We start from the raw sequence: 23,291 nt of genomic DNA, 5'->3' as shown, positions 1-23,291 counted from the left end.
GGTATAGCGTAGGCGTGTGTTAAAGCGCGATGCGGGCGATGGCGAAAACGCCAACCGCGGCCGCACCATAGCTGAGGCAGGTCATCAGGATGATCGCAACTTTCTGCGACAGCCCGTGGACGTAATCCTCGATCAGCACTTGGACACCGTCGTTAAAATGTTTGAAGCCAACGATCAGCGTCAGGGCGGCGACGATCGCGGGGAAAGGCCTGCTGTAGTAGGCGATGATCTCTTCGTAGGTGCCCCCAAGGGCGGACCCGAAGGTAAAGACGAAAAGCGGGATCAGGATCAGCAGCGCAACAGAGCTGACTTTCATCGCCCAGAAATGTGCGGTGCCCGATTTGGCCGAGCCCATGCCCATAGCGCGTTTGCGGTCTGTCAAATAAGCCATGTGTCTATCCCTCAGATGATCAGCGCGGTGATGATGGTCAAAACGACTGAACCGATCAGCGCGGCCCAGCCCAGCTTTTCAGCCGTCGGGATATCCAGCGCATAGCCGTTGTCCCAGATCAGGTGCCGGATACCGGCCAGCGTGTGATACCACAGCCCCAGCAGCGACAGGAACATGACCAGATCACCGAACCAGCTGGTGATGAAACCGTTCGCGATATCGAAATACTCCGCCGACGTTGCCGCCGCGAGGAACCACCAGACGATCAGCAGCGCGGCGACCAGCATCGCGTTGCCGGTGATCCGCGTCAGGATCGACGTCATGGAGGTCAGTTGCGGGCGATAGATCGTCAGGTGGGGTGACAGCGGGCGATTGCCCCGGTTCACATCTGCCATGATGGATTCCTTTTCTCGTCAGGTTGCGGTCATAGATAACGGTATTTTTGGGACTGTCACGTCCAGAGGCGTGAATTTGAAGCGGTTTATTGGCGCAGTTGCCCAAACCCTTCGGTTAGCGCCGGACATTTCTGCAATTTGTGATCACTAATTTTCAAGCTGTGATCACAAGTACTAAAGCCAACCAAATTCATCGGGCTTTTCGGCAGCCGTTTGGGCGAAACTCAGCCCCTAGCGTCCGTTTGCGCGCCGCATGATGCGCATGTCTTCAACTTACGACGCGGCAGATTTGGCTACCTGCGGAGACTGATCTGAGCGGGGGGAGAGAGCGGCTTTGGCATCACCCCGCGGGATCGTCCAATAGCAAAGTGCAGGTGCAGCGGGCGGGGTTTATTGTGATCTCGACCACGTCCGCCCGCTTCACCCTAGGGTATTACTTCAGCGATTCATCGATGCCTTTGCACGCATCGACCAAGCCTTTGACGGCATTCACAGAGTTGTCGAACATGGACTGTTCGTCTTTGTTCATCGCGATCTCGACCACACGTTCGACGCCACCAGCACCGATCACGGTGGGCACGCCGACATAGAAGCCGTCCAGACCATAGGCACCGTCAACATAGGCGGCGCATGGCAGAACGCGTTTTTGGTCTTTCAGATAGGCTTCGGCCATTTCGATTGCCGATGTCGCAGGCGCATAGAACGCCGAGCCGGTTTTCAGCAGGCCAACGATTTCGGCACCGCCGTCACGGGTCCGCTGAACGATCGCGTCCAGTTTATCCTGTGTGGTCCAGCCCATTTTCACCAGATCAGGCAATGGGATACCCGCAACGGTGGAGTAGCGCGTCAGCGGCACCATTGTATCGCCATGGCCGCCCAGAACGAACGCCGTGACGTCTTTCATGGAGACGTTGAATTCCGAGGCGAGGAAGTGACGGAAGCGTGCCGAATCAAGCACACCGGCCATACCGCAAACCTTGTGGTGGGGCAGACCGGAGAATTCGCGCAGCGCCCAAACCATCGCGTCCAGCGGGTTGGTGATGCAGATAACGAATGCGTCTGGCGCGTGGGCAGCAATGCCTTCGCCAACGGACTTCATGACCTTCAGGTTGATTCCCAGTAGGTCATCACGGCTCATGCCGGGCTTACGCGCAACACCGGCAGTCACGATGCAAACGTCTGCACCAGCGATTTCAGAGTAGTCGTTCGCGCCGGTCATGGTCGCGTCGAATTTGGCGGATGGGCCCGATTCTGCGATATCGAGGGCCTTACCCTGCGGGATACCTTCGGCGATGTCGAACAGGACAACGTCGCCCAGTTCCTTGATTGCTGCGAGATGGGCAAGCGTGCCCCCGATTTGCCCTGCGCCGATAAGCGCGATCTTGGGTCTGGCCATGTGGTATACTCCGACAGGGTTACATTTCGCTTCGGGATACCGAAATGAAGCGCACCGTGCAAGTTGCGCTTGGTCCGGCATCACGTCACATCGCACAGAGCCATAAAAAACGGGACCGTTTCTTTCGAAACGATCCCGTCTTTGTCAGCGTTTCAGCAAGCTATTGCCGAATTTGACTGAGCGTGAAGCTTAGCCTTGGTATTCGGGCTGTGCTTTCAGCGCTTCTTTGCTGCTGTCGATGTAGATGCGGAAGTCGTCGCCTTCAGCGTTCTTCATGATCTGCAGTTCGTCCCAGGTGACAGCAACGGGCTTTTCGCCAATGCCCAAGAAACCACCGACGTTGATCACAACTTGGCCAACTTCGCCGTTGTCACCCATAACGAGGGCACCGATTTCACCGACGGTCTCGTCGTTGGCACCGTAAACATAGGACCCTTCAAGGTCTTCTGCGGTCAGCGCGTTCCGGTCTTCGACTGTGGCGTTGGTATAGCCTTCACGCTCAACCGCTGGGGCTGTCAGCATGGGGCGTTCCATGTCTTGTTCAAGTTCGTTTGCCCCGTCGGCCATTTCGGTGGTCGCTTCATCAACGGCCTGCTCTGTTTCAGCGGCTGCTTCTTCGGCTTCCATTTCAGCTTCGTTTGCCAGTGCTTCGGCATCCGCTTCCATCTCGGTCTCTGTGTCGACCTCGGCTTCGGCGTTCATGTCGGTCGCTGCCATGTCTGTGTCAGCCTTCATGTCGGCGTCGGCGTCCATGTTTGCTTCGGTTTCCATGTCAGCTTCGTCGTCCATACGTTCGAACGCTGGGGCTTTTTCAAGCATCTCTTTGCTTGTGTTCACCACGAGGAAACGGTCGTCGCTGTCACCTTCTTCGGTCACGATGCGAATCTCGTCCATGTTCACGCTCACGTCGCGCTCACCCATGCCGAGGAAGCCGCCAATGCCGAGGATAACGGCCTTAACGTTGCCTTCGGAATCCAGCAGGACGTCGTTGATTTCGCCGATGTCGTCCCATTCCTTTTCGCCGTCAGCGGCGATGGTGGAGTTTGCTTCAACTTCTGTCTCGGAATTGTAGATACGCATGCCGATCAGGTCGGACGCGAAGAAGTCAGTTTCTTGCGCTGTCACGGTACCAAAACCAGCTGCATGTGCATCTGCAAATGCGGGACCAGTCAAGCTCAGGATGATTGCGGTTGTGCCAAGAATACGTTTCATTGTTGATACTCCTTTAGAAGTTCCGGGTGATAATCACTCGGTTGTGATATCAACGATGATGTGGCGATTGCGTTCCGGCGATCCGCGTCTTTTTTCGCCGCTTTTATAATCTATGACATATCAAATGGGGCCCACCGCCTTAGTTTGTTGATCCTGCGGCGGGTGCGAAATTTTTGCGGAAATCTTGTGGTATCCGTCACAACCTGCGGTTCGCGTTCCCGCCGCGACATCCTGCGTCAGCGCCACCACCGCCGCCGCGGCAGTTGCCAGCCCGATCAGGTTAAGCAGTTTTACCATTCTACACCTCTTACACTTACACACGCACCAAGACGCCTTTCCTTCTGGCAGCAAAACCTGAAGGCCGCGTTAAAGCCGCAAATTATCTGACGCTGCGCTGCGGCGCGTTTGCGCTTGAAGTTTTCGTCTAAAAATGCAGACCTGCACGCAATATTATTTCTTGGAGAGTCGCAAATGTCGAAAATCACCCGCCCCCTGCGTTCCGTTCTGTATATCCCCGGCTCCAAGGCCCGCGCGTTAGACAAAGCCCGCGGGCTGCCGGCCGATGCGATTATCTTTGACCTCGAAGACGCTGTGATCCCGGAAGAGAAAACCGCTGCACGTGAAACACTCGCCACGGCGCTGACAGACGGCGGCTACGGCAGCCGGTATAAGGTGATCCGCATCAACGGGCTGGACACCGAATGGGGTGCCGACGATGCCCGCGCCGCGGCGAAGATGGACTGCGACGCCATTTTGCTGCCCAAAGTCGGCAGCCCCGCCGATCTGGATGCACTGGCCGAAATCACCGGCGACATCCCGCTTTGGGCGATGATGGAAACGCCGGGTGCGATGCTGAATGCCGCCGCGATTGGCGCGCATCCCAAGCTGCAATGTATGGTGATGGGCACCAACGACCTGAATAAAGACCTGCAAACCCGCGTGCGCGCCGACCGCCTGCCTCTGATGACCGGGCTTGGCCTATGCGTACTTGCAGCCAAGGCCAACGGCATCGCGATTGTCGATGGCGTTTACAATGCGTTCAAGGATGACGAAGGCCACCGCGTTGAATGTGACCAAGGCCGCGACATGGGCTTTGACGGCAAAACCTTGATCCACCCCGCGCAGCTGGACGTCGCGAACGAGGCATTCTCCCCCTCCGAGGCCGAAGCCGATCTGGCGCGCCGCCAGATCGAGGCGTTTGACGAAATGCAGGCGACAGGTCAGGGTGTGGCCGTTGTGGACGGGCGCATCGTTGAAAACCTGCATGTCGCCACCGCACGCGAAACATTGGCAAAGCTGGACGCGATCGCGGCCCTGCAAACGGAGTAAACCTGATGATGGCACTTTTGATCCTTGGTCTGATCTTATGGGTCGGTGCCCATTATTTCCGTCGCTTCATGCCGGACCAGCGCGCAGCTATGGGCCGACGGGGCAAAGGCATCATCGCCGTCGCCATCGTGGCGGCGCTAGTCATGATCATTATCGGATACCGCGGGGCCGCGTTTATCCCCGTCTGGACGCCCCCGCCCTTCCTGACACATCTTAACAACCTGTTGATGGTGCTGGCATTCTGGGTCTACGGGTCCAGCGCCGCCAAAGGGGCCAAGGCATGGCCCGCGTCGAAAACCCGCCACCCGCAGCTGATGGCCGTTAAAATCTGGGCCGTCGCGCATTTGCTGGTGAACGGCGACGTCGCGTCTATCCTGCTGTTTGGCTCTATGCTGGCTTGGGCTGTCGGTTCCGTGATCCTGATCAACCGCGCCGAACCCAGCTGGACGCCCCCTGCCCCTGCGGGCAAAGCTACCTATATCCGCCTTGCGGTGATTACGCTGGTGATGCTGGTTGTTGTGACCGCGATCCACACCCTGCTTGGCGTCTCTCCTTTTTCCTGAGTTACTGAAAGAACCCCCATGAAACTCTATCGTTTCCTGTCCGAAGAGGACACTTCCGCCTTTTGTCACAAAGTCACCGACGCGCTGAATAAGGGTTGGGAACTATATGGCACCCCCACACAGACTTGGGACGCGGCGGCGAATGTTATGCGTTGCGGTCAGGCCGTCACCAAGGAAGTCGAAGGCACCTACACGCCGGATACCAAACTAGGGGCGCATTGATGGCACAGGCAAAGACCAACAAAGGGCGCTTCTTCGAAGACTATAAAGTCGGCGAGACACTGCACCACGCGGTCCCGCGCACCGTCAAGGATGGCGAGCGGGCATTATACCACGCACTATATCCTGCGCGTCATGCGCTTTATTCCTCTGACCAGTTCGCGCAAAGCTGCGGCCTGCCTGCCAGCCCGCTGGACGATATGATTACCTTTCACATCGTGTTCGGCAAAACCGTGCCGGATGTATCGCTGAACGCCGTGGCCAACCTTGGCTACGCGCAGGGACGCTGGCTGGCACCGGTCTGGCCCGGCGATACGCTGCGGTCTGAATCCGAGGTGATCGGGCTCAAGCAAAACTCGAACGGGAAAACCGGCGTCGTCTATGTGCGCACCACTGGCTTTAACCAGAACGACACCAAAGTGCTGGAGTATGTCCGCTGGGTGATGGTGCGCAAACGTGATGTCGATGCCCCCGCCCCCGAAACGGTCGTGCCCGATCTACCCAAGGCGCTGACGGTTGACGATCTGACGATCCCCGAAACGCTCGATTTCAGCAATTATGACTTTACCCTCGCGGGCGAGGCGCATCGTTGGGGCGATTATTCCGTGGGCGAGATGATCGACCACGTGGATGGCGTCACCGTCGAAGAGGCGGAGCATATGATGGCCACCCGCCTGTGGCAGAACACGGCAAAAGTGCACTTTGACACCTCTGCCCGCCCCGACGGGTCGCGGCTGATCTATGGCGGGCATGTGATCTCTATGGCGCGGGCGCTATCTTTCAACGGGCTGGCCAATGCGCAGATGATCGTGGGGCTAAACGGCGGGGCCCATGCGAACCCCTGCCTATCCGGCGACACAATCCGCGCCTGGACCGAGGTTCTGGACAAAGCCGATACCGACAAACCCGGCGTCGGCGCATTGCGCTTGCGCTTGGTCGCCACCAAAGGCGGAGAGCCGTTCAAGCTGAAGGGTGAAGACGGTAAATACCTGCCCGATGTCCTGCTCGACCTCGATTACTGGGCACTGATTCCCAAGTAAGACGCCCCCTTGACGACGGCTGACCGGTCGCAAAACAAACAACTATATGTCGCGTTCGGCCCTTAAAACGTGGGGTTTCCGAGCGCGACAGCCGCTGCGTCGGCAACATTCCGCAGATTTTCCACCGTTAGCGCTATTTTGTGATCACACGCGAAATTCGTGTGATCACAAATGTCGCTTTTATCTGGAAAACCCTGTATTTCTCCGAAAAACTGTTTACCGAGTATCAAGACTCAATCGTATACCGCGATTAGACTGGAACAAAGACGGGACCGTTTTTTATGAACATCCACGAATATCAGGCAAAAGCCCTTTTGCGTAGCTACGGCGCGCCAGTATCCGACGGCCGGGTCGTGCTGAAAGCTGAAGAAGCGAAAACAGCCGCAGGCGAGATGGACGGACCTCTTTGGGTCGTCAAGGCACAGATCCACGCAGGTGGCCGCGGCAAGGGTTCTTTCAAAGAAGCCGACGCTGGCGACAAAGGCGGTGTACGCCTGACCAAATCGGTTGAAGAAGCCGCCGAAGAAGCCAAGAAAATGCTGGGCCGCACCCTGGTCACGCACCAGACCGGCCCCGCGGGCAAACAGGTCAACCGCATCTACATCGAAGACGGTTCGGGCATCGAAACCGAATTGTACCTCGCGCTGCTGGTGGATCGCCAGACCTCGCGCATCGGGTTCGTCTGCTCCACGGAGGGCGGCATGGACATCGAAGAAGTAGCCGAGTCCACACCTGAAAAAATCATCAGCTTCTCTGTTGACCCCGCCGCGGGCTTCCAGCCCTACCACGGCCGTCGCGTTGCTTTCGCCCTGGGGCTTGAAGGCAAGCAGGTCAAACAGTGCGTCACCCTGATGGGTCAGCTGTTCAAAGCATTCGTCGAAAAAGACATGGAAATGCTCGAAATCAACCCGCTGATCGTCACCGACGGCGGCGACTTGAAAGTGCTGGACGCCAAAGTCAGCTTTGACGGCAACGCGATGTACCGCCACGGCGATATCGCCGATCTGCGCGACACCACCGAAGAAGACCCCAAAGAGCTCGAGGCGTCCAAGTACGACCTGAACTACATCGCTCTGGACGGTGAAATCGGCTGCATGGTGAACGGTGCCGGTCTGGCAATGGCCACAATGGACATCATCAAGCTTTACGGCGCCGAGCCCGCGAACTTCCTTGATGTGGGTGGCGGTGCTACCAAAGAGAAAGTGACCGAAGCGTTCAAGATCATCACCTCCGACCCGCAGGTCAAAGGTATCCTGGTCAACATCTTCGGCGGCATCATGCGCTGTGACGTCATCGCCGAAGGCGTTGTGGCAGCCGTGAAAGAAGTCGGTCTGCAGGTTCCGCTGGTTGTCCGTCTGGAAGGCACAAACGTTGAAGAAGGCAAAGCCATCATCAACAACTCCGGCCTGGACGTGATCGCTGCGGACGACCTGAAAGATGGCGCGCAAAAGATCGTGAAAGCGGTCAAAGGCTAAAACTGGCTGGAAAGCTTGGATGATGCATCGTCTCGCCTTTTGTTTTTCCATTGCTGCGCTGGCTGTCCCTTTCGGGGCGGCCAGTAACGCTATGGCACAGACAACGCGCGCAGCCGACATCGCTCAGGCCTTTGCAGACCATTGTTTCAGCCCGCGTCTGACCGCACGGACAGCGCAGGAACAGCTTGGCAGCAACGGGGCACGGGTCGATTTCTATGATCTGCGCCCCTTTACCTCGGCACCTCAGTCTCCGGTGACGGGCGCGGCAGCAACGGCGGGCACAGACCGCCGCTGCGAAGTGTCCTTTGACGGGGCGGCACCGCAGGTTGCGCGACAGGGGATCGCCACCGGATTGGCTCAAGAACAGCTGACTGATCTCGTAGATGTCCCCGCAGGGTTTCCCACCACAACGGGGGCCACCTATCGCGCCGCCGTCATGCTGAACCCCAACCGCATGGCTGTGGTACAATCGGGGGTACGCGACGGGGCGCAGGGGGTTGAAACCTTTGCCCGCGTCGAACGCCTGATCCCGCTGAACGAGGCAAGCCAATGACCACGACCGCACAAAACACCGTCACCGGTGGCAAGGCCATCGTCCTTGGGATGACCGTTCTGGTCTTCGCAATGATGGCTGTCGTGGCACAGCTGCCCATGCCGATGCAGGATTCTCTGCTGGCCGAAGGCGGCCCGTTCGAGACGCTGTCGGTCGTTGGCTATGGCCTGTGCATCTTGCTGATGTTTGTGCTGTGGCCCGCGGGTTCGGTGGCGCGTCGGTGGTACTTTGCGGTGTTCATGGCCCTGTTCGCAGCCCGCGAACTGGACCTTGATAAAAAGCCGTTCACCGAAGGACTGCTGAAGGCGCGGCAATTTTCCAGCGATGGCGTCAGCCTGATGGAAAAGGGCGTTGCCGGCGTCATCCTGCTGGCGATCATCGCAACCGGTCTGACCCCATGAAGCTGCCCCCGCGCGACATGGGGCTTCATCCGTGGGGTCGCCAAAGGCGCGGCACCGCAGCTTGCTGTGTTGATCGGGCTGCTGTTCATCGTCGTCTACAAGATGACCGACGGGCTGGCGCGCAAGCTGGAACCCTTTGGCATCACGCTAGGCCAAGATCAGATCGATCTGGCCTACGTCATCGAGGAAGTCGGCGAACTGGGCATCCCGCTGATGTTCGCTGTTGCAATCTATCTGACATACCGACTGCCGCGCCTTGCGGCGGCGGCACCTTCCACCGCGCCCTGAGACCGGCGCCACCTGAATTGAACTTGAGAAGAAAGCACATAACATGGCCGTACTCGTAAACGAAAACACCAAAGTGATCTGCCAGGGCCTCACCGGCTCGCAGGGCACGTTCCACACCGAACAGGCCATCGCCTATGGCACCAAAATGGTCGGCGGTGTGACCCCCGGCAAAGGCGGCCAGACGCACCTTGACCTGCCCGTGTTCAACTCTGTCCACGAAGCCCGTCACGTCACCGAAGCCAACGCCACGGTCATCTACGTGCCGCCCCCCTTCGCCGCAGATTCCATCCTCGAGGCGATCGACGCCGAGATGGAGCTGATCATCTGCATCACCGAAGGCATCCCTGTTCTGGACATGATGCGCGTCAAGCGCGCGCTCGAAGGGTCCAAATCCCGCCTGATCGGGCCAAACTGCCCCGGCGTGATCACGCCTGACGCCTGCAAAATCGGCATCATGCCCGGCCACATCCACAAGCGCGGCACCTGCGGGGTTGTCTCGCGCTCGGGTACGCTTACGTACGAAGCTGTGAAACAGACATCCGATCTTGGCCTCGGCCAATCCTCTGCGGTTGGTATCGGCGGCGACCCCATCAAAGGGTCCGAGCATATCGATATCCTCGAGATGTTCCTGGCCGATCCAGAAACACAGTCGATCATCATGATTGGTGAAATCGGCGGTTCTGCCGAAGAAGAAGCCGCACAATTCCTGGCCGACGAGAAGAAAAAAGGCCGTTGGAAGCCCACAGCCGGTTTCATCGCGGGCCGCACAGCCCCTCCCGGCCGTCGTATGGGCCACGCCGGTGCGATCGTCGCAGGCGGCAAAGGTGACGCGGAATCCAAGATCGCAGCTATGAAAGAAGCAGGCATCGTTGTTGCGGATAGTCCCGCAACGCTGGGTGAAGCTGTTCAGGAAGCTATCAACAAAGGCTAACGCCAGATGGTGGGGCCTGACTTTTCAGGCCCCGCCGCTCTTACTTAAACGTCGCGCTCTCATCAGAGGTATCGCCATGACAGACCACCCGAAAAACGACCAGTTCCACGATACCTCCTTTCTCGAGGGGCAGAACGGCGAATACCTAGAGGCAATGTATGCCCGCTATGCCAGCGATCCCAATGCGGTTGATGGCGCATGGCAGGCGTTCTTCGAGGCGATGGACGATGACCACGCTGATGTTCAGGCAGAGGCCGCAGGCCCGTCCTGGGCGCGCAGTGATTGGCCCCCCGTCCCGCAGGACGATCTGACCTCTGCATTGACCGGCCAGTGGCCCGTCCCGACCGAAGCGAAAGCCGCCGGTCAGAAGATTACCGAAAAAGCCTCCTCCAAGGGGATCGAACTGTCTGACGCGCAGGTACAACGCGCCGTGCTCGACAGTATCCGCGCGTTGATGCTGATCCGCGCCTACCGTATCCGTGGCCACCTTGCCGCCGATCTTGACCCGCTTGGCATGCGCGACAGCGACACCCAACCTGAACTGGACCCGGCCGCCTATGGGTTCGGGCCCAAGGACATGGATCGCCCGATCTTTATCGACAACGTGCTTGGCCTCGAGATCGCGACGATGAAACAGATCGTCGATATCGTCAAAAGCACCTACTGCGGCACCTTCGCACTGCAATACATGCACATCTCTGATCCCGAACAGGCCGCGTGGCTGAAAGAGCGGATCGAGGGCTACGGCAAGGAAATCCAGTTCACCCGCAATGGCCGCAAAGCCATTCTGAACAAGTTGGTAGAAGCAGAAGGCTTCGAGAAATTCCTGCACGTCAAATACATGGGCACCAAGCGGTTCGGCCTTGATGGAGGCGAAAGCCTGATCCCCGCGATGGAACAGATCATCAAGCGCGGCGGTCAACTGGGCATTCAGGACATCGTGATCGGCATGCCGCACCGTGGCCGCCTGTCGGTGCTGGCAAACGTCATGCAGAAACCCTACCGCGCGATCTTCAACGAGTTTCAGGGCGGCAGCTTTAAACCCGATGATGTCGACGGCTCCGGCGATGTGAAATATCACCTTGGCGCGTCCTCTGACCGTGAATTCGACGGCAACACCGTCCACTTGTCGTTGACCGCCAACCCCTCGCACCTTGAGGCCGTAAACCCCGTTGTTCTGGGCAAGGTCCGCGCCAAGCAGGACCAGCTGAACGACAAGGAACGCGCATCCGTGATGCCGATCCTGCTGCACGGGGATGCCGCTTTTGCCGGTCAGGGCGTTGTGGCCGAATGTTTCGCCCTCTCGGGCCTGCGCGGGCACCGTACCGGCGGGACCATGCATATCGTGGTGAACAACCAGATCGGTTTCACCACAGCGCCGCACTTCAGCCGCTCCAGCCCCTATCCGACCGATAACGCGTTGGTCGTCGAGGCTCCGATCTTCCACGTCAACGGCGACGACCCCGAAGCGGTCGTGCACGCCGCGCGCGTGGCCACTGAATTCCGTCAGAAGTTCAAGAAAGACGTGGTCATCGACCTGATCTGCTACCGCCGCTTTGGTCACAACGAAGGCGACGAGCCGATGTTCACCAACCCGGTGATGTACAAGAAGATCAAAAAGCAAAAGACCACGCTGACGCTCTATACCGAGCGGCTGGTGAAAGACGGCCTGATCCCCGAGGGCGAAATCGAGGATATGAAAGCCGCCTTCCAAGAGAAGATGAACACCGAATTCGAGGCCGGCAAAGAATACCGCCCCAACAAGGCCGATTGGCTGGATGGCAAGTGGTCGCACCTCGATAAGGCCAAGGAAAAGAAATACCAGCGTGGCAAGACCGCCATCGCGCCCGAAACCATGGAAGACGTGGGCAAGGCCCTGACCGCCGCACCCGACGGCTTCCCGCTGCATAAAACCGTGGCGCGCCTGTTGGACGCCAAGGCCGAGATGTTCAAATCCGGCGAAGGCTTCGACTGGGCCACAGCCGAGGCGCTGGCCTTTGGCTCCCTTCTGACCGAAGGGTACAAGGTCCGCCTGTCCGGTCAGGACTCCGCCCGCGGCACCTTCTCGCAGCGTCACTCGGCCCTGATCAACCAGGAAAACGAAGACCGCTACTACCCGCTGAACCACATCCGCGAAGGTCAGGCAGAATACGAAGTCATCGACTCCATGCTGTCGGAATACGCGGTTCTGGGCTTTGAATACGGCTACTCGCTGGCGGAACCCAACGCGCTGACCCTGTGGGAAGCGCAGTTCGGCGACTTTGCCAACGGCGCGCAGATCATGTTCGACCAGTTCATTTCCTCGGGCGAAAGCAAATGGCTGCGCATGTCCGGCCTCGTCTGCCTGATGCCCCATGGCTATGAAGGGCAAGGGCCCGAACACTCCTCCGCGCGTCTGGAACGCTTCCTGACCATGTGCGGCGGTGACAACTGGATCGTGGCGAACTGCACCACGCCCGCGAACTACTTCCACCTGCTGCGCCGCCAGCTGCACCGCAGCTACCGCAAGCCGCTGATGCTGATGACGCCGAAATCCCTGCTGCGCCACAAGCTGGCCGTCAGCAAGGCCGAGGAATTCACCACCGGCTCCTCTTTCCACCGCGTCCTCTGGGACGATGCGGAACAGGGCAACTCGGACACCACATTGGCGGCGGACGACAAGATCAAGCGCGTCGTCATGTGTTCGGGCAAGGTCTATTACGACCTGCTGGAAGAACGCGACGCCCGTGGCATCGACGACATCTACCTGCTGCGTTTCGAACAATTCTATCCGTTCCCCGCGCAATCCGCTGTGAAAGAGCTGGAACGCTTCAAGAATGCGGAAATGGTATGGTGTCAGGAAGAGCCCAAGAACCAAGGGGCATGGTCCTTCATCGAACCCAATATCGAATGGGTTCTGGGCCGTATCGACGCCACCCACACCCGTCCGACCTATGTCGGTCGCGCCACCTCGGCCTCGCCTGCGACCGGCCTTGCCTCCCAACACAAAGCACAACAAGCAGCCCTCGTTGACGAAGCGCTGACCATCGAAGGAAAATAACCATGACAAGCGAAGTACGCGTCCCTACCTTGGGTGAATCCGTAACCGAAGCGACCGTGGCAACATGGTTCAAAAAGCCCGGCGATAGCGTCGCAGTTGACGAAATGCTCTGCGAGCTGGAAACCGATAAGGTCACCGTCGAAGTGCCCTCCCCCGTGGCGGGCACTCTGGCCGACATCGTCGCCGCCGAAGGCGAAACCGTCGGCGTTGACGCACTGCTGGCCAATATCTCCGAAGGGGATGCGGCCCCGGCGAAATCCGAAGCCCCGAAAGCGGTCGATGCCGGTGCCGAAGACGTGAAACCCCGCGACGCTGCGGATGATGTCGATGTCATGGTCCCCACCTTGGGCGAATCCGTGTCCGAGGCGACCGTCAGCACGTGGTTCAAGACCGTCGGTGACCACGTCGAAGCCGATGAAATGCTGTGCGAGTTGGAAACCGACAAGGTCAGCGTCGAAGTGCCCGCGCCGAAATCGGGCACGCTGACCCAGATCATCGCCGAAGAAGGCAGCACGGTCGAGGCCAACGGCAAGCTCGCCGTGATCAGCCAGGGCGAAGGCGGCAGCGCAAGCAAACCCGCCGATGATACCGCTGAACCCAAAGCGGGCGGTCAGGTCCCTGCCCCCGGCAACGCGCCCTCGGGCGATGTCGAAGACGCGCCTTCCGCCAAGAAAGCCATGGCCGAAGCCGGCATCAGCCGCGATCAGGTCACCGGCACAGGCCGTGACGGACGTGTGATGAAGGAAGACGTGGCCAAGGCCGTTGCCGCTGGCAAGAACGCGGCAAAACCTGCCGCCGCCGCGCCACGCGCCCCATCGCCCCCCCAAGACGCCGCCCGCGAGGAACGCGTCAAGATGACCCGTCTGCGCCAGACCATCGCGAAACGTCTGAAAGACAGCCAGAACACCGCCGCCATGCTGACGACCTATAACGAGGTCGACATGACAGAGATCATGGCCCTGCGGAACGAATACAAAGACCTGTTCCTGAAAAAGCACGGCGTCAAACTCGGCTTCATGTCCTTCTTCACCAAGGCCTGTATCCACGCCCTGAACGAAGTGCCCGAAGTGAATGCCGAAATCGACGGCACCGATTTGGTCTACAAGAACTACGTCAACATGGGCATCGCAGCCGGCACACCCACCGGTCTGGTCGTGCCCGTGGTCAAGGACGCGCAAGCGATGTCCTTTGCCGACATCGAAAAGGAAATCGGTGAACTGGGGGCCAAGGCCCGCGACGGCAAACTGTCCATGGCGGAAATGCAGGGCGGCACTTTCACTATCTCTAACGGTGGTGTCTATGGCTCGCTGATGTCCTCGCCGATCCTGAACCCGCCACAATCGGGTATCCTCGGGATGCACAAGATCCAAGACCGCCCCATGGCGATCAATGGTCAGGTCGTGATCCGTCCGATGATGTATCTGGCGCTCAGCTATGACCACCGCATCGTGGACGGCAAAGGTGCCGTGACCTTCCTCGTCCGCGTGAAAGAAGCGCTCGAAGACCCACGCCGCCTGCTGATGGACCTGTAACCCACCACACCCACCGCCCAGAAAGGACAAATGATGACAGAGACCACGATACTCGCCGCCTATGGCCTGCTCGTTATGCTGACAATCTTGCTTCAGGTTCTGGGCGGTGCGCAACAACTCAGCCTGGGCTATCTGCTCTCGTCGCGCGACGAGGACCGGTCGATGACCGGCATGACGGCCCGGCTGAAACGCGCATTGGACAACTCCATCGTGGCAATGGCGCTCTTTGCCCCGGCGGTGCTGATCCTCGAAATGCTGGACCGCACCAATGCCACGTCCCTGCTGGCCGCACAGGTCTTCCTCATCGCACGGATCATCTATCTGCCGGTCTATGCGCTTGGCGTGCCCGCGATCCGGACCCTCGCATGGCTGGCGGGCTTTGCCGCCACCGCCATTCTCTATTTCCTCGCGCTATAGCGGACCGCCAAGATGACACCCGAACTCACCGTTCTGACCCTCGCAGCGCTGCTTCAGGTCGTGACCTTTGTGGCCTATGCGATCCCTGCCAACCGCGAGGTCGGCCCCGGCTACACCATGTCCGCGCGCGACCGAGAGCCGTCGAAATCGCTCTCTGACAGGACCGCCCGTCTGGGCCGCGCGTTCAACAATATGTTCGAAGCGCTGGCGCTTTTCGCCGTCGCCGTCGTGGTGCTGCAAATGTCCGGCCAGAATACGACCTACACCGCCATTCTCGCATGGATCTTCCTCGCGGCCCGCGTCGCCTATGTGCCAGCCTATGCGCTTGGCCTGCGTCCCGGACGCTCGCTGATCTGGGCCGTGGGCCTGGGTGCAACCGTGCTGATGCTGCTGGCCGCGCTGTTTTGATCTTCCAAATGGCATAGATCCCGGGGGCGTGCGCTTGCGCACGGGGGCAGCGCCCCCTAGCCTTGACCGCAACACGCCCCGCCCCTTCATGCCTGAACGCCACCTCTTCTACTCTACCCCAATTCCCGACCACCAAGGAGACCTTCCATGTCCAGCTACGATGTCATCATCATCGGATCCGGCCCCGGCGGCTATGTATCCGCCATCCGCTGCGCCCAACTGGGCCTCAAAACCGCCTGTGTCGAGGGCCGCGAGACGTTGGGCGGCACCTGCCTGAACGTCGGCTGTATCCCGTCCAAGGCGCTGCTGCATGCCACGCATATGCTGCACGAAGCCGAACACAACTTTGCCGATATGGGCCTCAAGGGTAAAAGCCCTTCGGTCGATTGGGCGCAGATGCAAACCTACAAACAGAACACGATCGACACCAACACCAAGGGGATCGAGTTCCTGTTCAAGAAGAACAAGATCGACTGGATCAAGGGCTGGGCCACCATCCCCGAAGCCGGCAAGGTCAAGGTCGGCGACGAGGTCCACGAGGCCAAGAACATCATCATCGCCACGGGCTCCGAACCCTCTGCCCTTCCCGGTGTCGAGGTTGACGAAAAGGTCGTCGTCACCTCCACCGGCGCCCTGTCGCTGAACAAGATCCCGAAAAAGCTGGTCGTGATCGGCGCGGGCGTCATCGGGCTCGAACTCGGCTCTGTCTACGCGCGTCTGGGGGCCGAGGTGACGGTTGTCGAATATCTCGATGCGATCACCCCCGGCATGGACGGCGAAGTGCAGAAGAACTTTATGCGCATCCTGAAAAAGCAGGGCGTCAACTTCGTCATGGGTGCCGCCGTACAAGGCACCGAAGCTTCCAAGACCAAAGCCAAGGTGACCTACAAGCTGCGCAAGGATGACAGCGAACATACGCTGGACGCCGATGTTGTTCTCGTCTCCACAGGCCGCAAGCCGTTCCACGACGGGCTGGGCCTTGAAGGTCTGGGGGTCGAGCTGACCAAACGCGGCCAGATCGCGGTAAGCGACACCTGGGAAACCTCGGTCAAAGGCATCTACGCTATTGGCGACGTCATTGAAGGTCCGATGCTGGCGCATAAGGCCGAAGACGAAGGCATGGCCGCAGCAGAGGTCGTGGCGGGCAAACATGGCCACGTGAACTATGGCGTGATCCCCGGCGTGATCTACACCCACCCCGAGGTTGCCAATGTCGGTGCCACCGAAGAGCAGCTGAAAGAAGCAGGCCGCGCCTATAAGGTCGGCAAGTTCAGCTTTATGGGCAACGCCCGTGCCAAGGCCGTCTTCGCGGGCGAAGGCTTCGTCAAGCTGATCGCCGACAAGGAAACCGACCGCATCCTCGGCGCGCATATCATCGGCCCCGGTGCCGGTGATCTGATTCACGAGGTCTGCGTTGCAATGGAATTCGGTGCCTCTGCCGAGGATCTGGCAATGACCTGCCATGCGCACCCGACCTACTCCGAAGCGGTCCGCGAAGCGGCGCTGGCCTGTGGCGATGGCCCGATCCACATGTAAGGCAGCCGCCTGTATTGAAACGACAAAGGGTGGACCGTTTGGCCCACCCTTTTTTGTGTTCTAACCGTCGTGCTCTATCCGTCGTGCGCGCCGATCGGTAGGGGCAGCGCCTATCTCGGTTGAGGGGCTTTGAACCCCGCTTCGGCCAAGAGCGCGTCCGACCGTGTCTCGACCGTTTCTTCAAGCCGCTTCATGAAGGCGGCCCGCTCCAACCCCGGCGCGATGGGGGTCAGGAACTCGACCACTGCCACACCCGGACGCCGGTACAGCCCGCGCCGTGGCCAGAAGTAACCGGCATTGGTGGCGACGGGGACACAGGGCTGGTTCATCTGCTCGTAAAGTGCGGCAGTGCCTGCCTTATAGGGTACCGATAGACCGGGCGCGACGCGTGTGCCTTGCGAATAGATGACAAGCTGGCCCGGTTCGGCCTCGCCCGCTTTGACATCGGCCAGCATCTTGGAAATCGCCGCACCACGTTTACCACGGTTCACCGCGACCATCTGCATACGCTTGGCATATTGCCCGATCACCGGCGTCATCAGGATCTCGCGTTTCATGATAAATTTCGCGCGTGGCAGAATGTGAAAGATCATCAGGATATCAAGGAAAGACTGGTGTTTGGCGGCCACCAACACGGCCCCGTCCGGCACGTCGCCCCGCACCTCGCACCGCAACCCGACGATGACCTTCGCCATCCACATGGTCCCCGCCGCATAGGCCTTGCACGCCGCATAGGCCCCCCGCCGCGAAAACATGGCCCAAGGCGCGTAAAACAGCCCCAGAAGCGGCATATAGACCGTGGCCAGCACGATGAAGGACAAGGATCGTATCCACTGCAACATTATGCGAGTTCCTTTAATGTACGGCGCGCGGCCGCCCCTGTGGCCGCAAAGGCGACGCCACCGGACAGAAACGGGATCACCAGCGGCACAACCCAGTGCCAGCCCTGAAAGCCCAAACCCGTCAGAAAGCCCCCCGCGTCAGCGGTGCTTGGCAACAGCAGTATCGCCAGCAGCCCGACCCCCGTGCCTGCCGCAGCGCCGGTCAGCGCGCGCAGGGTGAAACGCCGGATAAAGGCCTGCGCGATATAGCTGTCGGTCGCGCCCACCAGACGCAAAACGGCAATGACCTGAGCGTTGGCCGACAGCGCCGCATTGGCGGCAAGTGTCACCATCGCGGCCAGCGTCGCGATGATCAGGATCATGGAGACCCAGCCCAGAAGCTTCAGACGCGACGCGGCCTTGACCAGCGGCGCGCGCCAGCGGCTGTGATTGTCCAGAACCGCCCCCGGCACCTCTGCCGCGAGGCGCAGGCGCAGGCCATCGGCGTCCATGCCGTCGTCCTCTTCGATGATCTCGATCAGGCGGGGCACCGGCAGGGCATCAATGGCCAGTTCCGGCCCGAACCAGGGGGCCAGCAGGGATTGCTGCTCTTCATCCGTGAGAGCGCGGGCCGTGGCGACGCCTTTGGTCGTCTCGAGGATGCGCAAGGCGGCCTCGGTCTGGGCACTGCGCTGGTCGATGGGGGCCACAACCCGGATCGTCGCGGTGCGTGCCAACTCTTGCCCCCAGATATTCGCCAACCGCCCCGACGCCAGCGACAGAGCCAGCGCAAAGACCGCCAGAAACGCCATCGTTCCGGCGGCAAACAGGGTCAACTGCGCCGTAAACCCCGACGGCGGCACCACACGGTCCGCCTGACGGTCGCCGTTCCACAGCGCGGTCAGCGCAATGCGCAGCATTTTCATAGATCCGCCCCCGCCAACTGGATGCGCCGGTTAGCGATGCGCAAGACACGCGCCTGCACCTGCGCCTTGGTGGCACGGATCAGCCCCAGATCGTGGGTCGCGATCAACACGGTCTTGCCCATGCGGTTCAGCTCTACCAGCAGGCGAAGCAGGCGCTGCGACATTTCCCAATCGACGTTGCCGGTGGGTTCATCCGCAAGCACCACATCGGGCGACATGATCACCGCACGGGCCAGCGCCGCGCGCTGGCGTTCACCGCCCGACAGCTCTGGCGGCAGGGCCTCGGCGCGGCTGCTCAGCCCGACCCACGACAGCAGCTCTTGCAGATCGTCGCCGCCGGTTTCCGCATGGCGGCCCGACACGGTCAGCGGCAAACCGATGTTTTCCGCAACCGGCAAATGGTTCAGGAATTGGCAATCTTGGTGCACCACACCGACACGTCGCCGGATCATCGCGATATCATCGCGGTCCATCGCACGCACGTCCTTGCCAAACAGCGACACATGCCCCGCCGTGGGCAGAAGCGCGCCATAGCAGAGCTTCATCAAAGTGGTCTTGCCAGAGCCGGACGGACCCGTCAGAAAATGGAACGACCCCGGCGCCAGCTTGACCGAGATATCGGACAAAAGCTCGCCCCCGCCATAGCTGTAGGCCACGTTTTCAAACTCGATCACACGCATATCCCGCTTGGTTTGAACTGTTGTGCCCCAGCACCGCTTGGGTTTCAATGCACCCCGGCGCAGCCATTGCATGAAGATTGCACTTTTCCTACGGTTTTCTAGGACATAAGGTTGATCTGACGTGAAAACGAAGAGGTTTCCAATGGTTCGGGGCGCAACATGAGACTGATCTGTCCCAATTGCGATGCGCAGTACGAGGTCCCGGACGAGGTGATGCCCTCTTCCGGTCGCGATGTGCAATGTTCGAACTGTGGCCAGACCTGGTTCCAGCATCACCCCGATTTCCCCCCTCTCGATGAAGAGGACGACAGCAGGATCAGCACGGTTTCCGCCGCTCTGTCGGCGCGCGATGATGCGGATGACGGCGTCGCGCCCGAAGGCGATGCAGATGCGCCCGCCCCAGCAAGCCCACCCGAGCCCGACGAAGACGCAGCGGAAGACCCCGACGCGGGCGAACCCGCGCATCCCGCCCCGCCACCGCGCAAGCAGCTTGACCCTTCGGTCGCCGATATTCTCCGGCAAGAGGCCGAGGCGGAACAAGAAGCCCGCCGTCGCCGTCAGGCTCAGACCCTTGAAAGCCAGCCCGATCTGGGGCTTGAAGAAGCAGACCAACCCAGCGAAAGCGACCGCGCGCAGCAGGCCAAGGCCCGCATGTCGCGTCTGCGCGGCGAAGAGCAGCACAGCGTTGCCGAGACCACAGCCGCCGCGGCGGCCGTTGCATCGCGCCGCGAATTGCTGCCCGATATCGAAGAGATCAATTCCACCCTGCGCACCGGATCAGAACGGCGCGTGATCCCGAACACGGGCGCAGACGCCGGGCGCGATACCCATGCGGACACGAAACAGCGTAGCGGGTTCAGCCGCGGGTTCGTGCTGATTGTCGCGCTCGCCTCTGTGCTGGTGCTGCTATACGTCTTTTCGCCGCAAATCTCGGAAGCGGTGCCCGCGCTGCGCCCCTATCTTGCGCTTTACGTCGCGCAGGTGGACAGCGCGCGCCAATGGCTGGACGGGATGTTGCAATCAACACTGCAATGGCTGGATGCACGGGCGTCGCAGTCGGGCAGCTAAAACGGATCGGGCCCGTCCTTTTGGCGGCCCTGTCCTTGGGTCATCAATCCTATCAGAAGCGGTCCAGCAGACGGCGCAGGTAGTCGCGTTCGACCTCCGGCCGCGTCGCCTCGCCCGAGCGGCGGCGGATCTCGTCCAGCAGTTCACGCGCGCGGCCATAGGCGTCATTATCCAGCGCCAGATCACCCTCTGACCCCTGCGCGCCATTCGCCCCCTGCTCGCGCCCTAAAGGGTCCGTGTTCTCGGCACGGCGGTTGCCCTGCGCGGTGCCTTGCCCTGGCTCGGACGCTTGCTGGTCCTGTTCCATCGCCTCGCCCAAGGCGCGCATGCCCTCGCGCAGCGCTTCCATCGCCTGCGATTGGTTATCGATCGCTTCGGCCAGATCGTCGCGGCGCAAAGCCTCTTCGGCGCCGTCCATCGCGCGGCCGGCACGGTCCAGCGCATCGCGCGCGGCGTCACCTTCGGGGGTGCCGCCACCGGGCAGACGCCCTTCCTGACGGCGCAGCTCATCGCGCAGCGCTTGCTGACGGTCAGCGATCGATCCCTGTCCCTGCCCGGGTTCGCCCTGGCCGTTGTTCTGGCCCGGCTGCTGCCCCGGTTGGCCGGGCTGGTTGCCCTCCTGTTGCGGGCCGGGTTGCTGGCCCTGGTCCTGACCCTGTTGCTGGCCGTCATCGGCATTGGGGTTGAACCTGTCCTGCAAATCGCGGAACGCCTGATCGCTTAGCTCTTGCTGCTCACGCAGGCTATCGGCCAGCCCCTCCATCGCCTGTTCACCCTCGGATTGCCCCCCTTCGCCCGGCTGGCCTTGAGTAACGCGCATGTTCTCCATCATCTCTTGCAGCTCGCGCAACGCCTGTTCGGCCTCTGCCATGCGACCCTGCTCCATCAGCTCCTGAATCCGGTCCATCATGCGTTGCAGGTCGTCCTGCGTCATCTGCATGGTCTCGCCCTGCTGGCCTTGCTGCTGGTCGCCGTTCTCACCTTCTTGCGCCTGCTGGCGTTGCAGCTGGCGCATATAGTCGTCGGTGGCGCGGCGCAGCTCTTCCATCAGCTCTGCGATCTCGGCGTCCGAGGCGCCGTTCTTCATCGCCTCTTGCAAACGCTCCTGTGCGCGGCGCATCCGGTCCAGCGCATCGGCCAGCACGCCTTCCTCCAGTTCAATCGCCAGATCCCATAGATCATCCGCGATCTCGGTTTGCACCTCGTCGGACAAACCATAGCGGGCGCGAATTTCGATCCGTTCAATCAGCCGCCGCAAGCGCAGCGCCGCCGTGTCAGAGCGGAACACATCCTCCGGACGATAGGACACCGCCCGCAAGACCTGCGCGAGGGTGTCGGCGTTGCCCTTGGCCCACAGCAGATCGCGCCGCTGTTCAATGACGGCCGCCGCCAGCGGATCGAAAAAGCGTCGCCCCGGCAGGATCATCTGCGTCGGCGGGGTGGTCGCCTGTTGTTCCGACGCATCCAGCACGCTCAGCGTGACGGTGACCGGCAGGTTGGCCCACGGATGTTTGGAAAAATCGTCGATCAGGTTCTCTTCGAAATCGCGGCGGTCCCCGGCAATGGGCAGCGACAGCGGCACGATCATCTCGGTCCGCGGATCAGGGTCGATCGCCAGCCCATAGCGGCGGTCCACAGCGGCCAGATCCAGATCAATCCGCGCCTCGCCCGCTTCGACGCCATAGTCGTCCCGCGCCACAAAGGGCAGTTGCATCTCGCCAAGGGCGGTCACCTCGGGCGGGCCTGCAATCTCGACCTGCGGCTTGGCATCAGGCAGCATCGTCACGTCCCACGCCCGCCCGTTCGGGCCGTCGATGGCGATCTGCCCGCTTTGGCTGACCTTGAAATCCTGCACGATGGCGGGGGTGTCCCCCTCTGGCTGGGGCTGGCCCGAGACGGTCTCGGAAACCGACAGCGCCCCCACTTCGCCATACATGCGCAGGGTGATCAGCGTGCCGGCAGGCAGGTTCAGCGGCCCCTCCGCAAGGTCGGACAAATACAGCGTCGGCTTGCCGGTATAGCGCGGCGGCTCCGCCCAGCCTTCCCAGACCGGACCGGAGGCCAACGCCCCCCCGCCCGCCGTCAGACCCGCAACCGACCCGATGCGCAGCACCGACCCAAAGACCAGCGCCGTAACGAAAGCCAGCAGCGCGACATAGCGCAGGGCAAAGGGATCACGACGCGCAATGCGCAAGTCCGCGGGCACCGCCTGCGCAGCGGCGGCACGGGTGGCCATGCGGCGCTGATGCGCCTGCCACACCGCAGCAGAGGCATCATCCCCCGTGCCGATCGCCTGCACATCCATCAGCGCCTGAATGGGGCGTCCGGGTAGGCTGGCGTCAAGGCGGGTCAGCGCCTCTATCCGGCGGGGGATGCGTAAATGGCGCAGCGCATAGACCAGCGCCCCGACAGCGGCCAGCGTCACTGCCACGACAGCGCCCGTCACGACGGACATCGACACGGTATCGTGCAGCCCCAGCATCAGCACCGCGAGAACAGCCAGCACCAAGGCGATCAGCGGCCAGAACGCCTGCACCAACACCTCGGCCCAGATACCGGCCCAGGTCAGACGCAGGGGCCAACGGATCGACTTGAGACCCTGATCGGGCGAGTGGTCGTCATCCTTGGCGGTGAAAAGCGTCATGCGGGCCCTGCTTTCAAAAGCCGGAC

24 protein-coding genes are annotated in these 23,291 nt (G+C 60.9%); 15 read left to right on the top strand and 9 right to left on the bottom strand.

Features of this window, described 5'->3' with window-relative positions:
* Window positions 1–19: 19 nt before the first annotated feature.
* The 5 genes from sdhD to AB1495_RS08145 all read right to left on the bottom strand — a co-directional run bounded on the left by sdhD (window position 20) and on the right by AB1495_RS08145 (window position 3,691).
* The gene (sdhD, locus tag AB1495_RS08165; RefSeq protein ID WP_037964988.1) at window positions 20–391 is read right to left on the bottom strand and encodes a succinate dehydrogenase, hydrophobic membrane anchor protein; all 372 of its coding nucleotides are present in this window, start codon (window positions 389–391) and stop codon (window positions 20–22) included.
* Between the two features lie 11 nt (window positions 392–402).
* Window positions 403–786 (bottom strand): succinate dehydrogenase, cytochrome b556 subunit, encoded by a 384-nt coding sequence (gene sdhC, locus AB1495_RS08160; protein ID WP_005851524.1) that lies wholly within the window; start codon window positions 784–786, stop codon window positions 403–405.
* Between the two features lie 433 nt (window positions 787–1,219).
* The gene (gene mdh / locus AB1495_RS08155) at window positions 1,220–2,182 is read right to left on the bottom strand and encodes a malate dehydrogenase (protein WP_074635930.1); all 963 of its coding nucleotides are present in this window, start codon (window positions 2,180–2,182) and stop codon (window positions 1,220–1,222) included.
* 189 nt (window positions 2,183–2,371) lie between these two features.
* Window positions 2,372–3,394 (bottom strand): PRC-barrel domain-containing protein, encoded by a 1,023-nt coding sequence (locus tag AB1495_RS08150; protein WP_074635932.1) that lies wholly within the window; start codon window positions 3,392–3,394, stop codon window positions 2,372–2,374.
* 120 nt (window positions 3,395–3,514) lie between these two features.
* Window positions 3,515–3,691, bottom strand: coding sequence for a hypothetical protein (locus tag AB1495_RS08145; RefSeq protein WP_167543140.1), 177 nt, complete (start codon window positions 3,689–3,691; stop codon window positions 3,515–3,517).
* Window positions 3,692–3,865: 174 nt separating this feature from the next.
* Here AB1495_RS08145 and AB1495_RS08140 point away from each other — a divergent pair, with 174 nt between their 5' ends.
* The 14 genes from AB1495_RS08140 (at window position 3,866) to lpdA (ending at window position 17,126) form a co-directional block, all read left to right on the top strand.
* Window positions 3,866–4,723 (top strand): CoA ester lyase, encoded by an 858-nt coding sequence (locus AB1495_RS08140; protein ID WP_074635934.1) that lies wholly within the window; start codon window positions 3,866–3,868, stop codon window positions 4,721–4,723.
* Window positions 4,724–4,728: 5 nt separating this feature from the next.
* Complete coding sequence (locus AB1495_RS08135; RefSeq protein WP_074635935.1) at window positions 4,729–5,286, top strand: NnrU family protein; 558 nt, start codon at window positions 4,729–4,731, stop codon at window positions 5,284–5,286.
* 18 nt (window positions 5,287–5,304) lie between these two features.
* Window positions 5,305–5,508 (top strand): DUF1737 domain-containing protein, encoded by a 204-nt coding sequence (locus AB1495_RS08130; protein ID WP_005851513.1) that lies wholly within the window; start codon window positions 5,305–5,307, stop codon window positions 5,506–5,508.
* On the top strand, window positions 5,508–6,545 hold the full coding sequence (locus AB1495_RS08125) for a MaoC family dehydratase (RefSeq protein WP_074635937.1): 1,038 nt from the start codon (window positions 5,508–5,510) through the stop codon (window positions 6,543–6,545). Before AB1495_RS08130 ends, AB1495_RS08125 begins: the two co-directional genes overlap by 1 nt.
* 281 nt (window positions 6,546–6,826) lie before the next feature.
* Window positions 6,827–8,020, top strand: coding sequence for an ADP-forming succinate--CoA ligase subunit beta (gene sucC, locus AB1495_RS08120; protein ID WP_009826041.1), 1,194 nt, complete (start codon window positions 6,827–6,829; stop codon window positions 8,018–8,020).
* A 91-nt stretch (window positions 8,021–8,111) separates the two neighbouring features.
* Window positions 8,112–8,573, top strand: a complete 462-nt coding sequence (locus AB1495_RS08115; protein WP_074636273.1) for a succinyl-CoA synthetase subunit beta — start codon at window positions 8,112–8,114, stop codon at window positions 8,571–8,573.
* Window positions 8,570–8,974 carry a hypothetical protein gene (locus AB1495_RS08110; protein ID WP_074635939.1) on the top strand — a complete coding sequence of 135 codons (405 nt, stop codon included), beginning with the start codon at window positions 8,570–8,572 and terminating at the stop codon, window positions 8,972–8,974. The genes AB1495_RS08115 and AB1495_RS08110 overlap by 4 nt, the downstream gene beginning before the upstream one ends.
* 66 nt (window positions 8,975–9,040) lie before the next feature.
* Window positions 9,041–9,262 (top strand): hypothetical protein, encoded by a 222-nt coding sequence (locus AB1495_RS08105; protein ID WP_074635941.1) that lies wholly within the window; start codon window positions 9,041–9,043, stop codon window positions 9,260–9,262.
* 43 nt (window positions 9,263–9,305) lie between these two features.
* Window positions 9,306–10,193 carry a succinate--CoA ligase subunit alpha gene (gene sucD / locus AB1495_RS08100; RefSeq protein ID WP_009826038.1) on the top strand — a complete coding sequence of 296 codons (888 nt, stop codon included), beginning with the start codon at window positions 9,306–9,308 and terminating at the stop codon, window positions 10,191–10,193.
* A gap of 76 nt (window positions 10,194–10,269) precedes the next feature.
* Window positions 10,270–13,233 (top strand): 2-oxoglutarate dehydrogenase E1 component, encoded by a 2,964-nt coding sequence (locus AB1495_RS08095; RefSeq protein ID WP_074635942.1) that lies wholly within the window; start codon window positions 10,270–10,272, stop codon window positions 13,231–13,233.
* Window positions 13,234–13,235: 2 nt separating this feature from the next.
* Window positions 13,236–14,765, top strand: coding sequence for a 2-oxoglutarate dehydrogenase complex dihydrolipoyllysine-residue succinyltransferase (gene odhB / locus AB1495_RS08090; protein WP_074635944.1), 1,530 nt, complete (start codon window positions 13,236–13,238; stop codon window positions 14,763–14,765).
* A 30-nt stretch (window positions 14,766–14,795) separates the two neighbouring features.
* On the top strand, window positions 14,796–15,182 hold the full coding sequence (locus AB1495_RS08085) for an MAPEG family protein (RefSeq protein WP_005851501.1): 387 nt from the start codon (window positions 14,796–14,798) through the stop codon (window positions 15,180–15,182).
* Between the two features lie 12 nt (window positions 15,183–15,194).
* The gene (locus tag AB1495_RS08080; protein WP_005851499.1) at window positions 15,195–15,590 is read left to right on the top strand and encodes an MAPEG family protein; all 396 of its coding nucleotides are present in this window, start codon (window positions 15,195–15,197) and stop codon (window positions 15,588–15,590) included.
* A gap of 147 nt (window positions 15,591–15,737) precedes the next feature.
* A complete protein-coding gene (gene lpdA, locus AB1495_RS08075) occupies window positions 15,738–17,126 on the top strand; it encodes a dihydrolipoyl dehydrogenase (protein WP_005851497.1) in 1,389 nt (462 codons plus the stop codon).
* Between the two features lie 110 nt (window positions 17,127–17,236).
* On the opposite strand, the gene AB1495_RS08070 is transcribed toward lpdA, so the two are convergent.
* From AB1495_RS08070 to AB1495_RS08060, 3 genes are read right to left on the bottom strand one after another with little or no spacing between them, the layout of a single operon-like run.
* Window positions 17,237–17,968: a 1-acyl-sn-glycerol-3-phosphate acyltransferase gene (locus AB1495_RS08070; RefSeq protein WP_074635945.1), complete on the bottom strand. Its 732-nt coding sequence runs from the start codon at window positions 17,966–17,968 to the stop codon at window positions 17,237–17,239.
* Window positions 17,968–18,873: an ABC transporter permease gene (locus AB1495_RS08065; protein ID WP_005851493.1), complete on the bottom strand. Its 906-nt coding sequence runs from the start codon at window positions 18,871–18,873 to the stop codon at window positions 17,968–17,970. The genes AB1495_RS08070 and AB1495_RS08065 overlap by 1 nt, the downstream gene beginning before the upstream one ends.
* Window positions 18,870–19,547 carry a cell division ATP-binding protein FtsE gene (locus AB1495_RS08060; protein WP_074636275.1) on the bottom strand — a complete coding sequence of 226 codons (678 nt, stop codon included), beginning with the start codon at window positions 19,545–19,547 and terminating at the stop codon, window positions 18,870–18,872. Before AB1495_RS08060 ends, AB1495_RS08065 begins: the two co-directional genes overlap by 4 nt.
* A 165-nt stretch (window positions 19,548–19,712) precedes the next feature.
* Between AB1495_RS08060 and AB1495_RS08055 the strand changes: the two genes are divergently transcribed.
* Entirely contained in the window at window positions 19,713–20,621 is a 909-nt protein-coding gene (locus AB1495_RS08055) for a zinc-ribbon domain-containing protein (protein WP_074635947.1), read from the top strand.
* Between the two features lie 52 nt (window positions 20,622–20,673).
* Here AB1495_RS08055 and AB1495_RS08050 read toward each other — a convergent pair whose 3' ends face one another.
* Entirely contained in the window at window positions 20,674–23,265 is a 2,592-nt protein-coding gene (locus tag AB1495_RS08050) for a TIGR02302 family protein (RefSeq protein WP_074635949.1), read from the bottom strand.
* Window positions 23,266–23,291: the final 26 nt, after the last annotated feature.

The sequence above is a fragment of the Sulfitobacter pontiacus genome, from assembly GCF_040790665.1.
GTDB lineage: Bacteria > Pseudomonadota > Alphaproteobacteria > Rhodobacterales > Rhodobacteraceae > Sulfitobacter > Sulfitobacter pontiacus.
The sequence above is the reverse complement of the archived record's forward strand: the minus strand, read 5'-3'. Positions and strand labels throughout refer to the sequence as shown.